This is a genomic window from Geothrix alkalitolerans (assembly GCF_022808885.1).
Taxonomy (GTDB): Bacteria; Acidobacteriota; Holophagae; order Holophagales; family Holophagaceae; genus Geothrix; species Geothrix alkalitolerans.
On sequence record NZ_JAKZLE010000001.1, the window covers coordinates 494,667 to 509,012 of the forward strand.

The window sequence follows — 14,346 nt, forward strand, 5'->3', positions numbered from 1 at the left end:
CTCCGTTGAGAGCCCGCGGAGCGGGATCGAAACGGGAGGACGCGACTTGATGTCGCGTCCGATCGCGGGTGGGAGCTACGCCCCGTCGCGGAAGGTCACCTTGTTGATCTCGGCGAAGGTGGTAATCCCCAGTCTCACCTTCTCGATGGCGCTCTCCCGGAGGAACTGCATGCCGCCCCGGCGGGCCGCGGCCTTCACTTCGCGGGTGGGGGCGCGCTGGATGAGCAGCTCGCGGATCTCGTCGTTGAGGCCCATGAACTCGATGATGGCCTGCCGGCCCCGGAAACCCGTGCCGTGGCAGTCCACGCAGCCCACGCGGTCGAAGAGGGTGGCGCTCCGCAGCCAGGCCTCGTCCACGCCGTTCTCCTCCAGCTCCTGGGGGGCGGGGAGCGGGGCGGGGCGCTTGCACTTGGGGCAGAGCACGCGGATGAGGCGCTGGGCCAAGATGCAGTTCAGGGACGACACGAAGTTGTAGACCTCGACGCCCATGTGCTGGAAGCGGCCGATGACGTCCAGCACGTTGTTGGCGTGGACGGTGGTGAAGACCAGATGGCCCGTGAGGGCGGACTGGATGGCGATCTGGGCCGTCTCGGGGTCGCGGATCTCGCCCACGAGGATCTTGTCCGGATCGTGGCGGAGGATGGAGCGCAGGCCCAGGGCGAAGGTGAGGCCCTTCTTCTCGTTCACGGGGATCTGGGTGACGCCCTCGAGCTGGTATTCGACGGGGTCCTCGATGGTGATGATCTTGTCCTCGGGGGCCTTGATCTCGCTCAGCACAGCGTAGAGGGTGGTGGTCTTGCCCGATCCCGTGGGGCCCGTCACCAGGAACATGCCGTAGGGTTCGCGGGAGAAGCGGCGCAGGCGCTTCAGCTCGTGCTCGGAGAAGCCCAGGATCTCGAGGCTGAGGGCCTGAAACTCCTCGGTGAGGTTCTCCTTGTCGAGGATGCGGATCACCGCGTCCTCGCCGTGGATGGTGGGCATGATGCTCACGCGGAAGTCGATGGCCCGGCCGCGGACCTTGAGCTTGAAGCGGCCGTCCTGCGGCTTGCGCTTCTCGGCGATGTCCAGCTCGGACATGACCTTGATGCGGCTGATGATGGGCGAGGCGAAGCGCCGGTCGATGGGCTCGGCGGCGGGATACAGGCTTCCGTCGATGCGGTACTTGATCTGGAAGCCCGAGGCCGTGGTCTCGAGGTGGATGTCGGAGGCGCGGCGCTGGAGGGCGTTGAAGACGGTGGTGTCGACGAGGCGGACGATGGGGGCCTCGTCCTTGTCGGTCAGGCGCTCGAGGTCGAGCACCTCCTCGTCCAGGTCCTCCTCGTGGAGCACCTGGATCTTGAGGGCCTCGCCGGCCTCGTCCATGACCTTCTGCCCGCTCTCGGACTTCTTCAGCACCTCCTGGATCTGCGCCAGGGGCGCGCCGGCGAAGCGCAGGGGGCGCTTGAGCTGCTGGCGCAGGAGGTCCTGGGTGGGGATGTCCAGGGGATCGGCCATGGCCAGCCACAGCACGCCCTCGCGCTCCTGCACCGGCACGAAATGGTGCTTGAGCATCAGGTCGAGCGGGATGGCCTGGAAGAGGGCGAACTCCACCAGCTCCCGGGTGAGGTCCAGGGTGGGGTACAGCTCCCGGGCGGGCCGGAAGCCAGTCAGGCCAGGATCGCCGGTCTCGACACTATCCGCGGGCTCCGGAGGATTGGGAAAAGTCATGGAATCATCCTACTGGAAGGCGCGCCCGCCCGGATGCGCGGAATCGGACCTGGATCACAAAGGACGCCCCGGTTGGCTTCGATCGTTGACCTGCGCCGTACCTGCGCCGCACAATGACTGGTCCTGGAGGCTCCATGCGTGGGTACGCGTCCATCCTGCTGCTGATCCTGGTAGCAGTGGCCCTGCCGATCATCATCCTGAATCTGTCACGGCTCTTGCGCCCGAGTTGGCCAAGTGCCGCGAAGTATTCAACTTATGAATGCGGCATCGTCACCACCAGCGGAGCGCGGGAGAAGTTCTCGGTCCGCTACTACCTGGTGGCGGTGATGTTCCTGGTGTTCGACGTGGAAACCGTCTTTCTGATGCCGTGGGCCATTCAGATGAAGGAACTGGCCGTCTTCGGCTTCATCGAACTGGGCCTGTTCCTGTTCCTGCTGCTGTTCGGCTACGGCTACATCTGGTCCAAGGGAGCCCTGACATGGGAATGAACCAACCCACCGCCCTTGAGCACATCCTGATCACCACCAAGGTCGAGAAGGTCATGAACTGGTCCCGCGCCACCAGCGTGTGGCCAGTGACGTTCGGCCTGGCCTGCTGCGCCATCGAGATGATGGCCGCGGGCGCCAGCCGCTTCGACTTCGACCGCTTCGGCGCCGGGATCTTCCGCGCCAGCCCGCGCCAGGCCGACCTGATGATCATCGCGGGCACGGTGACGTACAAGATGGCGCCGGTCATCAAGACCCTCTACGACCAGATGCCTGAGCCGAAGTGGGTGATGGCCATGGGTTCCTGCGCCACCGCCGGCGGGCCCTTCGACTCGTACCACACGATCCAGGGCGTGGACAAGGTCATCCCGGTGGACGTCTACATCCCGGGCTGCCCGCCCCGTCCCGAGGCCTTCATCTACGGGTTCCTGAAGCTGCAGGACAAGATCATGACCAGCAGCCTGGCCGACCGGTACAAGGACATCTTCGAGGAGGTCGGCTGATGTCGGAACCGAACGTCCCCCAGGCTCCGGAATCCGCGGAGGTGCCCGCGGGCCCCTACGTGTACGACTACAAGGCGGCGCCGTACCGCCAGATCGCCATGCCGAAGACGGTGCCTCTGCCGAGCCACCGCGCCTACGTGGCCGAGCAGAAGGCGGCCGCCGAGGCGGACGAGGCCAAGTGGCAGAAGACCCTGGCCGACTACGAGACCGCCAAGGCCAAGGCCGAGGCCGAGGGGAAGGATGCCCCCAAGCCGCCGGTCCGGCCCGTCCCCCGCAAGGACGACAACGACATGAAGCCCCCGGTTCCGCAGGAGGCGACGGACGCCGACCTCCTGAAGCTGAAGGAGCTCCTGGGGGACAAGGTCGAGGAGATCTTCGAGCAGGCCGGCGAGCTGGTCTGCCAGGTGAAGAAGGAAGCCATCCACGAGGCGCTGGCGTTCTGCCGCGACGAGGCGGCACTGAAGTACGAGATGCTCGCCGACCAGTCCGCCACCCACTACCCGGCGGCCAAGGACTATGCCTGCAGCGTGGTCTACCACCTGACGAGCATCAGCCGCCGCAAGCGGCTCCGGCTGCGCATCCTCGTGCCCGAGGGCTTCGCGCCGGAGAGCGCCTGCTCGCTCTACCCGAGCGCGAACTGGATGGAGCGGGAGATCTACGACATGCTCGGGATCCGCTTCCAGAACCATCCCGACATGACCCGCATCCTCTGCCCCGAGGACTGGGAAGGCTATCCGCTCCGGAAGGACTACCCGACCGTGGGCTGGGGCCAGCGCGACATCGCCTTCCGCGAGGATCGCGGCGGCATGCTCGAGCGCATCGCCCTCCAGAAGGCCGGCCAGCTGGGCATCAACCTGAAGCAACCCAAGGCGGACTAGGAGCGGACGGTGTTCAAGAACGAGGAAATGGAAATCAACCTGGGCCCGCAGCACCCGTCCACCCACGGCGTGCTCCGGGTCAAGCTGCGGCTGGATGGCGAGACCGTCACCCACTGCCGGCCGATGATCGGGTACCTGCATCGCGGCGTGGAGAAGATCTGCGAGAACCAGTCCTTCTTCCAGGGCCAGGTCTGGACGGACCGCATGGACTACTGCTCCGCCGTGGCCAACAACCTGGGGTGGGCGGAAGCCAATGAGAAGCTGCTCGGCATCACCGTGCCGCGGCGCGCCCAGTACATCCGCACCCTGCTGAACGAGTTCAACCGCATCGCCTCGCACCTGATCTGGCTGGGCACCCACGCCATGGACATCGGCGCCTTGACGGTGTTCCTCTACGCCTTCCGCGAGCGCGAGGACGTCCTCGACATCAACGAGGCCTTCTGCGGCTCCCGGCTGACCACCACCGCCTTCCGCATCGGCGGCCTGCGCGAGGACCTGCCTCCCGGCTTCGAGAAGATGGTGCGGAAGTTCCTGGCGAAGTTCTCCGATTGCCTCGAGGAGTACGAGGCCCTGCTCACGGAGAACCGCATCTGGAAGAAGCGCACCATCGGCGTGGCCCGCCTCAGCGCCGAGGACGCCATCGCCCTGGGTGTCACCGGCCCCATGCTGCGCGCGGCCGGCGTGGCCTACGACATCCGCAAGGCCTTCCCCTACGCGGCCTATGAGGAGATGGACTTCGAGGTCCCCACCCGCACCGAGGCCGACACCTACGCCCGGTATCAGGTGCGCATGGCCGAGATGCGCCAGAGCGCCCGCATCATCCAGCAGTGCCTGGACGGCATGCCGGAAGGCCCCGTCATGGCCAAGCTGCCCAAGATCCTGCGCTCCGAGGTCAACGAGGTCTACCACGCCACCGAGTCGCCCAAGGGCGAGATCGGGTACTACCTCGTGGGCGAGAAGGGTTCCCTGAACCCCTACCGCTTCCACGTGCGGGCTCCCGGGTTCATCAACCTCCAATCCCTGCCCAAGATGGCCGAGGGAGGACTGATCGCCGACGTTGTCGCGGCCATCGGATCCCTGGACATCGTGCTCGGCGAGATCGACCGCTAGCCGACGAGGATCCCAAGACATGCCGACCCCGACCCTCACCCAGTCCATCGTGATCACCCTCATCCAGTGCCTGATGGTGGTGATCTTCGTCTTCGTCGTCGTCCCCCTCACCGTGTTCGCCGAGCGCAAGGTGCTCGGCCACCTCCAGCAGCGCCTCGGTTCCACCCGCGTCGCCAGTGGCCATGTCGGCTTCAGTGGCTGGATGAACCGCAGAATGTGGAAGATGGGCAAGGTGCCCGTCATCTCCTACTGGCGCGGCATTCCCGGCCTCGTGGGCGACGTCCTGAAGCTGATCCTCAAGGAAGACGTCATCCCGGCCAAGGCCGACAGGTTCGTCTTCTTCCTCGCGCCGTCCATCAGCATGGTGGCCGCGATCGTGGTGTTCGCCGCGATCTCCTTCGTGCCCGGCACCTTCTTCACGTTCCCCACCTGGTTCCCCTACCTGGGCGGCCTCCCGGTTTCCGGGGGCATCTCCGACATCAACGTGGGCCTGCTCTGGATCCTGGGCGTGGCGACGGTGGGTGTGTACGGCATCGTCCTGGCCGGCTGGTCCTCGAACTCCAAATACCCCCTCCTGGGCGGCCTGCGCAGCGCGGCCCAGATGGTGAGCTATGAAGTCCCTCTGACCCTCAGCCTCCTCGCGCCGGTGGTCCTGTCCTCCAGCCTGAACTTCAGCGAGATGGCCACGCGCATGGCGGTCGGCATGCCCGTCTGGGCCCTGATCCCCCAGGTCATCGGTTTCCTGCTGTATCTCACCTGCGGCTTCGCGGAGACCAACCGCCTGCCCTTCGACATGCCCGAGGCCGAGAACGAGCTGGTGGCGGGCTTCCACACCGAGTACTCCGGCATGAAGTTCGGCCTCTTCTACCTGGCCGAGTACATCAACATGACCGTCGTGTCGGCCCTGGCCTCCGCCTTCTTCCTGGGCGGCCCCTGGCTGCTGCCCTTCGGCCTGCAGGGCCTGCTGAACCCCTACCTGCCCGGGTTCCTGTCCTGGTTCGCGGAGCCCCACGCCATCTTCTTCGTGGCCAAGATCGTCTTCCTGCTCTTCACCTACATCTGGGTGCGCGGCACCATCCCCCGCTACCGGTACGACCAGATCATGGCCGTGGGCTGGAAGTACCTGATCCCCCTGGCGCTGGTCAACCTCCTGCTGGCGGCCGCCATCCGCTGCTTCGTCGTCTAAGGGGCCGTCCATGAACAAGTTCCTCAGGACCCTTCTCCCCGCTGACATCGCCAAGGGCCTGTCCGTCACTGGCAAGCACTTCCGCCAGGTCTTCTTCACGGCCAACCGGCGCAAGGTGCCCTTCCACATCGTCTCCGAATACCCCGAGGTTCCCGCCAAGGTCCAGCCGCGTTTCCGCGGGCGCCTGACGATGCTGAAGGACGAGCAGGGCGTGATCAAGTGCGTCTGCTGCCTGGCCTGCGAAAAGATCTGCCCCACCCAGGTGATCACCATCGAGAAGGGCAAGCAGGAGGGGCGCAAGATGCCCTATCCCGTGCGGTACGACTTCGAGATGGAGCGCTGCATCTTCTGCGAATTCTGCGTGGAGAGCTGCGGATTCGACGCCATCATCCTCAACCACCAGTTCGAACTGGCCGCCTACAACCGCGAGGACTTCTCCCTCGGCACGGAGGGCCTGGGCCAGAACATGTTCGAGCCCTCGCACGTGGGCAAGTTCAGCGTGGCTGACGACTGACTCCATCCCTTCGCGCCTATCCAGAGGACGTCCCATGGAACATTTCATCGAAACGATCGGCCGGAACATGTTCGCCATTTTCGGCGTCCTGGCCCTTGTCGGCGCCCTGATCATGATCGGCGCCAGGAGCGCGATCCACAGCGTGCTGGGCTTCCTCTTCGCGATGCTGAACATCGCCGGTTGCTTCCTCGCGCTGGAGGCCGAGTTCCTGGGCGTGGCCCAGATCCTGGTCTACGCGGGCGGCATCGTGGTGCTCTTCCTCTTCGTGGTCATGCTCGTGGAGATGAGCAAGAAGCACGAGGGCGAGGTCTTCCAGCTACAGTCCCGTTACGCGGTTCTGGCCGTCGCGGGCGGCGTGGCCCTGTTCCTGGGGGTGTTCCGCAAGGCCATCTTCGGCGCTCCCTCGCCGGAGGCCCTGGTGCTCCGGCCTGAGCTGGCCAAGGGGCTCGACGTGGCCCACCAGAACGCCCAGGCAGTGAGCCGCGGCCTTTTCGCGGACTACCTCCTGCCCTTCGAGATCCTCAGCGTGATCCTGCTGGTCGCCCTGGTGGGCGCCGTGGTGCTGGCAAAGACGGAGCGGGTGTGATGGTCAGCCTGAACGCAGTCCTCGTGATCTCCTTCCTGCTGTTCTCCATCGGCATCGCGGGGGTGCTCATCCGCCGCAATGCCCTGATCATCCTCATGTGCGTGGAGCTCATGCTCAACGCCGCCAACCTGAACTTCATCGCCTTCGCCCGCCACAGCGGGTCCGCCTCAGGCCAGGCCTTCGCCCTTCTCGTGATGGGCTTCGCGGCCGCAGAGGTCGCCGTGGGCCTCGCGCTGGTGGTGGCCCTCTACCGGCGGCGCGACACCGTCCAGGTGGACGACATCAACCTGCTGAAGGGATGACGACGACCATGAGTGCCGAAATGACCCTGACGCACGCCGCCACAGCCGCCTCCCAGGCCGGCAGCTACCTTTGGCTGATCCCCTTCCTGCCCTTCTTCGGGTTCCTCATCAACGGTCTGAGCGGCCGCAAGCTGCGAAACACCGCCATCGTGGATACCCTCGCCCTCGGCAGCGTGGGCCTGGCCTTCCTGCTCACGATCTGGCATTTCGTCCAGCTGGCCGGCCTGCCGGCCGAGGGCCGCTCCATCCACCAGAGCCTCTGGACCTGGTTCAGCATCGGTGGCGCCCACGTGCTGGGGGGACTCACCACCGCCAAGTTCGAGTGGGCCTACAAGTTCGATGTGCTGAGCGGCTGCATGGCCCTCCTGGTCTCGGGCGCCGGCTTCCTGATCCACCTGTTCAGCACCGGCTACATGGCGGAGGAGCGCAACGACGGACGCTACTACCGGTTCATGGCCTACATGAACCTCTTCGTGTTCAGCATGCTGAACCTGGTGCTGGGCGCCAACATCCTGATGATGTTCCTGGGCTGGGAAGGGGTGGGCCTCTGCTCCTACCTGCTCATCGGCTTCTACTTCGACAAGGAGTTCGCCGCCGTCGCCGGAAAGAAGGCCTTCGTCACGAACCGCATCGGCGACTTCGGCTTCATGATCGGCTTCTTCCTGATCTTCCAGGTCTTCGGCACCCTCGACTACGACACGCTGATGGGCTCGGTCCGCGGCATCGCGACCATGCCGGCCATCACGCTCTACGGCCACACCGCGAGCCCCACCTGGTGGTTCAACCTCATCGGCTGCTGCCTCTTCGTGGGCGCCATGGGCAAGTCCGCGCAGATCCCCCTGTACGTCTGGCTGCCGGACGCCATGGCCGGCCCGACGCCGGTGAGCGCCCTGATCCACGCCGCCACCATGGTCACCAGCGGCCTCTACATGATCACCCGGCTGAACTTCATCTACGTGAACGCCCCGGTGGCGCTCGCCGTGGTGCTGGCCTTCGGCTCCCTGACGGCCTTCGTCGCCGCCACCATGGGCCTGGCCCAGTACGACATCAAGAAGGTGCTGGCCTACTCCACCGTGTCCCAGCTGGGCTTCATGTTCATGGGCATGGGCGCCGGGGCCTTCAGCGCCGGCATGTTCCACGTCTTCACCCACGCCTTCTTCAAGGCCAGCCTCTTCCTCGGGTCGGGCGCCGTGATCGCCGCCTGCCACCACGAGCAGGACATGCGGAACATGGGCGGGCTCAAGAAGCTCATGCCCATCACGGCCATGAGCATGATCCTGGCGACCTTCGCCATCGCGGGCATCTTCCCCTTCTCGGGCTTCTTCTCCAAGGACGAGATCCTCTGGAAGGTGTTCGAGGGCTGGTACCAGCACGGCCACTACACGGGCCCCACGCTGAACCTGGTGGCCTGGATCCTGGGCATGCTCGGCGCCTTCTGCACCGCCTTCTACATGACCCGTCTCATCGCCATGACCTTCTACGGCAACTACCGCGGCGCGGGCGACGATCCCTGGGGCCTGTCGGTGCAGTCGGAGGCCCACCATGGCCACGATGACCACGGCCACGGCGACCACGCTCATGTGGCGCACGCCCCGGAGGTCCCCGGCCACCCAGAGAACCACGCCCACGAGCTGGGCAAGGCGCACGACCATCACGTGGATGACCCGGAGGACCATGACTTCGTTCCCGGCCACCATCCCCACGAGGTCTCCTGGCGCATGTGGTTGCCGGTGGCCATTCTCGCGGGCCTGGCGGTGGTCGGCGGCTTCCTGAACTACCCCGAGAGCCTCCACCGAATCCTGCCCATTGTGCCGGCCGAACTGTTCAGCAAGTGGATCGAGCCGATCCTCTACCAGGCGGCGCCCGTCCACCACGGCGAGCACGTACCGCCCGCCATCGAGTACGGCCTCATGGCCTGGGCGACCTTCATCTGGGCCCCCGGCGCCATGATCCTCGCCTGGTGGATCTACAAGGTGGATCCCAGCTGGGGCCGGGCCAAGGCCTTCGTGGCCCGCTTCCCGAACCTCTACCGCTGGGTGAACGCCAAGTACTATGTGGACGAGTTCTACGAGGCGGCCCTCATCGAGCCCATCAAGCGCTTCTCCGCCCAGCTCTGGAGCTTCGACACCTGGGTGGTGGACGGCATGGTGAACGGCGCGGCCCGCATGACGGTCCTCTGGGCCGAGCTCTCGCACTGGGTGGACGAATACCTGGTGGACGGCACCGTCGACCTCGTCGAGTACATGGTGCAGGAGACCAGCCAGGTCTTCCGCAGCGTCCAGAGCGGCCGCGTGCAGCACTACGCCTTCGTGATGTTCCTCGGCTTCCTCGTCATCGCCTTCTGGAAATTCCTCGTCTAGCCCTCATTGGTCGGAGTCCCCATGTTCACCGCAAACACGACACTGATGCTGGTGGCGACCTTTCTGCCCCTTCTGGGGGCGCTGGTCCTGCTTCTCGTGCCCAAGGACCAGCGCCGGGTCTTCGAGATCGGCTCCCTGCTGGTGATGATCGTCAGCTTCCTGATGAGCGTCGTCTTCTGGTTCGGCTATGACCGGGCTAGCGACGCGGTCCAGTGGGCCCAGGCCTGGAACTGGATCCCCTCCATCGGGGTGAAGTTCAGCGTGGGCATGGACGGCATCAGCCTCCTGCTCTGGCTGCTGACCACCTTCATCGGCCCCATCGCCATCGCCTGCTCCTTCAGCTCCATCACGGAGCGCCACAAGGAGTACTACATCTGGATGCTGGTCCTCCAGACGGCCATGCTCGGCGTGTTCATCACCCAGGACATGTTCCTCTTCTACCTGTTCTGGGAAGTCATGCTGGTGCCGATGTACTTCCTGATTGCCATCTGGGGCGGCCCGCAGAAGCTCTACGCGGCCATCAAGCTCTTCCTCTACACCCTGGCCGGCGGCGTGCTGATGCTGGTGGCCATCCTCGCCATCTACTTCCTGCAGCACAAGACGACGGGCGTCTACGACTTCTCCCTGGCCAGCTTCCAGGCCATGGCCCCTGTGATCGCCCAGCAGACCAAGACCTATCAGGTACTCCTGGCCCTGGCCTTCTTCATCGGCTTCGCCATCAAGGTGCCGATGTTCCCCTTCCACACCTGGCTGCCGGACGCCCACGTGCAGGCGCCCACGGCTGGTTCAGTCATCCTCGCCGCCATCCTCCTGAAGATGGGCACCTACGGCTTCGTCCGGTTCCTGCTGCCCATTCTGCCGACCGCCACCAAGGAATTGCTGCCCTGGTTCATTGGCCTGTCCCTCATCGGCATCATCTACGGCGCCCTGGTGGCCATGATCCAGAAGGACATGAAGAAGCTGGTGGCCTACTCCTCCGTCAGCCACCTGGGTATCTGCATGCTGGGCCTCTTCGCCCTGAACCCCTACGGCATCAAGGGCGGCCTGTTCCAGATGATCAACCACGGCATCAGCACCAGCGGGCTCTTCCTCGCGGTGGGCATCGTCTACGAGCGCCGGCACACCCGCATGATCGCGGACTTCGGTGGGCTCTCGAAGAGCATGCCCGTCTACGCCACCATCTTCATGATCATGACCATGAGCAGCCTGGGCCTTCCCCTGCTGAACGGGTTCATCGGCGAGGGCGTGGTCCTCATGGGCGCCTTCCAGGCCTTCCCCTGGGCCGCCGTCGTCGCCACCCTGGGCATCATCCTCGGCGCCGCCTACCTGCTGTGGATGTACCAGCGCGTGATGTTCGGACCCATCACCGCCGTCAACGAGAAGATGGACGACCTCAACCTCCGCGAGGTGCTCTACTTCGCGCCCCTGGTGGTGACTGCCTTCTGGATCGGGATGTATCCCAAGCCGATCATGGACGTGATGGACGCGCCGGTGAAGAAGCTCGTCGAGCAGATCACCCCCGGCTACCACGCCGCCCAGTCCCTGGCCGCCCAGCAGGCTGTCGCCGCCAAGCTCGGCATGCAAGGGATGACCGCCCCGGCCCACCACGAGGAAACGGCGCCTGCCGGCCATGAAGCCGCCCCCGCCGGTCACGAGGCTCCCGTCCACGAAGCTGCTGCCCCTGAAACCCATGGCCACGGCGGAGGCCACTGATGACCGGCTTCGCACAGGGGCTTCTGGACGCGCTCCTTCGGGACACGCACCTCATCACGCCCCAACTCTTCCTGATGGTCGTGGCCACGCTCATGCTGTGGCCCGGCGACCTCTTCTTCAACCGGAACGAGAAGCACCGGTGGGCGCCCATCACCCTGGTGGTCCTCGCCATCACGGCGGCCCTGATCGGCCGCGTGCCGGACGGCGAAGGCTTCTCCCGCATGTTCCGCATGGACGGCCTCACCCGGGGCTTCGAGATGCTGTGCGTGCTGGGCGCCGCGGCCACCGTGGCCCTCAGCGTGAAGCTGCTCAACGGGCTCAAGCAGCAGACGGTCGAGTACTACGCCCTGATCCTGTTCTCCCTGGCGGGCATGCTCTTCCTCTGCGGCGCCTCGGACCTCATCTCCGTGTACTTCAGCCTCGAGCTGATGGCCATCTGCATCTACATCCTGGTGGCGTACCTCCGGGACCGCGCCACCAGCGTGGAAGCGGGCATGAAGTACTTCCTGCTCGGCGCCTTCTCCAGCGGCATCCTCGTCTACGGCATCAGCCTGCTCTATGGCGCGGCCGGCGGCACCACCACCAACCTGGCGGACCTGAACCAGGCGCTGGCGCTGACGCCCACCACCAGCAACCTCCTGGTGTTCTCCGGCGTGCTCATGGTGCTGATGGGCATGGCCTTCAAGGTGGCCGCAGTCCCCTTCCACATGTGGTCGCCGGACGCCTACGAGGGCGCCCCGACCCCCATCACCATGTTCATGGCCACCGCTCCGAAGGCCGCCGCCCTGGCCGCTTTCCTGCGGGTCTTCGGCGCCGGCCTCCACGGGGTGTCCAGCGAGTGGGTCCTGCCCCTCAGCTACATCGCCGGGGCCAGCATGATCCTGGGCAATGTCACCGCCGTGAGGCAGGAGAGCATGAAGCGCCTGCTGGCCTACTCGAGCATCGCCCACGTGGGCTACATGCTGCTGGGCGTCCTCTCGGGCGATCCCCGGGCCGGGGCCCAGGCCGTGTGGCTCTACATGCTCATCTACATCGTGATGAACACCGGCGCCTTCGCCGTGGTGATCTACCTCCAGGGCAAGGGCGAGGGCGAGCGCATCGAGGACTTCAAGGGCCTGGGACGCAAGCATCCCGTGCTGGCCTTCGCCATGATGGTCTTCATGCTCAGCCTGGCCGGCATTCCGCCCCTGGCCGGCTTCTTCGGCAAGTTCTACCTCTTCAAGCTGGCCATCGAGCAGGGCTTCGTCACCCTCACCGTCATCGCGCTGCTCACCAGCGCCGTGGGCGCCTACTACTACCTGGGCGTGGTGAAGGAGATGTACTTCCGGGAGCCCGAGGGCGAGGCCGTCCCCATGGGCGCCACCTCGGTCTTCGTGGTGACCTTGGCCTGTGCTCTGGTCCTGGTGGCCACGGCGTTCGGGCCCTGGCTGGTGGACTGGGCTTCTAAGGTTACGTGGGTGTAGGCCTCGGCCGTACACTGGGAGGCGCGGGGCAACCCGCGCCTTTTCGTTGGGGTTCAGGTGATCTTCAAGCGGAATGAGGGATCGGATCCCGGGGAACGGGCCCTGTGGGGCGACCTCATGTCCCTGGGCCTCACCTTTCCCATCTGCATCGCCCTGGGGTTCTTCCTCGGGCGCTGGATCGGCGGGCGGTTCGGCCACGCGGCGGCGGGGCAGTGGGTGGGCCTGGTCTGGGGCATCGTCACGGCCTTCTGGGAACTCTACAAGGTGAACCAGCGAATGGCGAAGCGGGATGCCGAGGAACTCAAGCGCCTGAAGGACGGGAAGGACCGCCATGAGTGAGGGCGGGGGCGCAGGCCCGGGCGAGGGCGGGGGCCAGGTCTTGGACGAAGGCGAGGATCATCTCCGCCGGGTGACCTGGGCCATGGTGGCCCTGGGCCTCCTGGGCGTTCTCCTCTGGGGGTTTCTGCGCTCCTGGACCGCGGCCCTGGCCTTCGGCGTGGGGGCCATGGCCAGCCTGGGCTTCTGGGTGCTCCACCGCTACTTGACGGCCCGCATGTTGACGCCGTCGGTGCGCCGGAGGTGGCTCTACGGCTTCCTGTCCATCGGCAAACTGGCGTTGATCGCGCTGGTGCTGCGTGGGATGATGGGGAGATACCCGGCGGAAGCCCTGCCGCTGGCCATGGGAGTGCTTCTCTTTGTGGCCGGTATCCTGCTGGAAGCCCTCCGCCTGGCCTTCCGGAAACCTGAAGCCACGCCGCCTGATTGAGGTTCGACCGAGATGGAACACCACGCATCCTTGCTCGCCCAGTGGCTTACCCAGGTCCTGCACCTGTCGCAGCACCCCTGGCCCGGCTTCGCCCACGGGGCGGCGCTGTCCATCCTCGAGCGCTACGACCATCTGCTGAACGCGGCCCTGGCGGCTCTGGTGACCATGCTCTTCACGGCCGTGGTGCGGAAGAACCTCTCCCGGATCCCCGGTCCCCTCCAGCAGATGTTCGAGGGCGTGGTCGAGTGGCTCAAGGGCATGATCAACGACAACATCGCCCACCACGGGGAGAAGTACCTGCCCTTCATCGGGACGATGGCGCTCTTCGTCTTCTTCAACAATCTCTTCGGCCTCCTGCCCGGCCTCAGCCCCGGCACCAGCAACTGGAACGTGACGCTGGGCGCGGCCCTCGTGGTGTTCGGCTACTACAACTTCCATGGGATGAAGGAACAGGGATTCCTGAAGTACTGGGCCCACTTCGCCGGCCCCATCTGGTGGCTGTCGATCCTGATGTTCCCGCTGGAGATCCTGGGCCTGCTCAGCCGCATCCTCAGCCACTCCCTCCGTCTCTTCGGCAACATCGCCGGCGAGCACGTGGTGGCCGGCATCTTCTTCGGCCTGATGCCCATCCTCCTGCCGGTGCCCATGATGTTCCTGGGCCTCTTTTTCGGCCTGATCCAGACCTTCGTGTTCACCATGCTGGCCACCATCTACTTGAGTGGCGCCGTCTCCCACGAGCACTAGCGTCGTCCGGGGGGCGCCCGCTTGGCGGG

Annotated in this window: 15 protein-coding genes; 14 read left to right on the top strand and 1 reads right to left on the bottom strand. The window is 65.6% G+C overall.

What is annotated here, in order from left to right; translation table 11 throughout:
- Positions 1–75: 75 nt before the first annotated feature.
- The gene (locus MLJ35_RS02205) at positions 76–1,707 is read right to left on the bottom strand and encodes a GspE/PulE family protein (RefSeq protein ID WP_243320192.1); all 1,632 of its coding nucleotides are present in this window, start codon (positions 1,705–1,707) and stop codon (positions 76–78) included.
- Between the two features lie 101 nt (positions 1,708–1,808).
- Here MLJ35_RS02205 and MLJ35_RS02210 point away from each other — a divergent pair, with 101 nt between their 5' ends.
- Genes MLJ35_RS02210 through atpB form a run of 14 tightly spaced genes read left to right on the top strand, consistent with a single transcriptional unit; the run spans position 1,809 to position 14,317 of the window.
- Positions 1,809–2,195, top strand: a complete 387-nt coding sequence (locus MLJ35_RS02210; RefSeq protein WP_476729709.1) for an NADH-quinone oxidoreductase subunit A — start codon at positions 1,809–1,811, stop codon at positions 2,193–2,195.
- Positions 2,186–2,695, top strand: coding sequence for an NADH-quinone oxidoreductase subunit B (locus MLJ35_RS02215; RefSeq protein WP_275975692.1), 510 nt, complete (start codon positions 2,186–2,188; stop codon positions 2,693–2,695). The genes MLJ35_RS02210 and MLJ35_RS02215 overlap by 10 nt, the downstream gene beginning before the upstream one ends.
- Positions 2,695–3,573, top strand: coding sequence for an NADH-quinone oxidoreductase subunit C (locus tag MLJ35_RS02220; RefSeq protein WP_243382643.1), 879 nt, complete (start codon positions 2,695–2,697; stop codon positions 3,571–3,573). Before MLJ35_RS02215 ends, MLJ35_RS02220 begins: the two co-directional genes overlap by 1 nt.
- A 9-nt stretch (positions 3,574–3,582) precedes the next feature.
- A complete protein-coding gene (locus tag MLJ35_RS02225; protein ID WP_243382644.1) occupies positions 3,583–4,683 on the top strand; it encodes an NADH-quinone oxidoreductase subunit D in 1,101 nt (366 codons plus the stop codon).
- A gap of 19 nt (positions 4,684–4,702) precedes the next feature.
- The gene (locus MLJ35_RS02230) at positions 4,703–5,869 is read left to right on the top strand and encodes a complex I subunit 1/NuoH family protein (protein WP_243382646.1); all 1,167 of its coding nucleotides are present in this window, start codon (positions 4,703–4,705) and stop codon (positions 5,867–5,869) included.
- Between the two features lie 10 nt (positions 5,870–5,879).
- Positions 5,880–6,383, top strand: a complete 504-nt coding sequence (locus tag MLJ35_RS02235; protein ID WP_243286485.1) for a NuoI/complex I 23 kDa subunit family protein — start codon at positions 5,880–5,882, stop codon at positions 6,381–6,383.
- A 34-nt stretch (positions 6,384–6,417) separates the two neighbouring features.
- On the top strand, positions 6,418–6,969 hold the full coding sequence (locus tag MLJ35_RS02240) for an NADH-quinone oxidoreductase subunit J (protein ID WP_243382648.1): 552 nt from the start codon (positions 6,418–6,420) through the stop codon (positions 6,967–6,969).
- Positions 6,969–7,271 carry an NADH-quinone oxidoreductase subunit NuoK gene (nuoK, locus tag MLJ35_RS02245; RefSeq protein ID WP_243294227.1) on the top strand — a complete coding sequence of 101 codons (303 nt, stop codon included), beginning with the start codon at positions 6,969–6,971 and terminating at the stop codon, positions 7,269–7,271. The genes MLJ35_RS02240 and nuoK overlap by 1 nt, the downstream gene beginning before the upstream one ends.
- A gap of 20 nt (positions 7,272–7,291) precedes the next feature.
- Positions 7,292–9,631, top strand: a complete 2,340-nt coding sequence (gene nuoL, locus MLJ35_RS02250; RefSeq protein ID WP_243382650.1) for an NADH-quinone oxidoreductase subunit L — start codon at positions 7,292–7,294, stop codon at positions 9,629–9,631.
- A 21-nt stretch (positions 9,632–9,652) separates the two neighbouring features.
- Positions 9,653–11,344, top strand: coding sequence for a complex I subunit 4 family protein (locus MLJ35_RS02255; protein WP_243382652.1), 1,692 nt, complete (start codon positions 9,653–9,655; stop codon positions 11,342–11,344).
- Entirely contained in the window at positions 11,344–12,807 is a 1,464-nt protein-coding gene (locus tag MLJ35_RS02260) for an NADH-quinone oxidoreductase subunit N (protein WP_243382654.1), read from the top strand. Before MLJ35_RS02255 ends, MLJ35_RS02260 begins: the two co-directional genes overlap by 1 nt.
- Positions 12,808–12,864: 57 nt before the next feature.
- Positions 12,865–13,146: an AtpZ/AtpI family protein gene (locus MLJ35_RS02265; RefSeq protein ID WP_243382656.1), complete on the top strand. Its 282-nt coding sequence runs from the start codon at positions 12,865–12,867 to the stop codon at positions 13,144–13,146.
- Positions 13,139–13,573, top strand: coding sequence for a hypothetical protein (locus tag MLJ35_RS02270; protein WP_243382657.1), 435 nt, complete (start codon positions 13,139–13,141; stop codon positions 13,571–13,573). The genes MLJ35_RS02265 and MLJ35_RS02270 overlap by 8 nt, the downstream gene beginning before the upstream one ends.
- Before the next feature lie 12 nt (positions 13,574–13,585).
- The gene (atpB, locus tag MLJ35_RS02275; protein ID WP_243320211.1) at positions 13,586–14,317 is read left to right on the top strand and encodes a F0F1 ATP synthase subunit A; all 732 of its coding nucleotides are present in this window, start codon (positions 13,586–13,588) and stop codon (positions 14,315–14,317) included.
- The last annotated feature ends 29 nt before the right edge of the window (positions 14,318–14,346 follow it).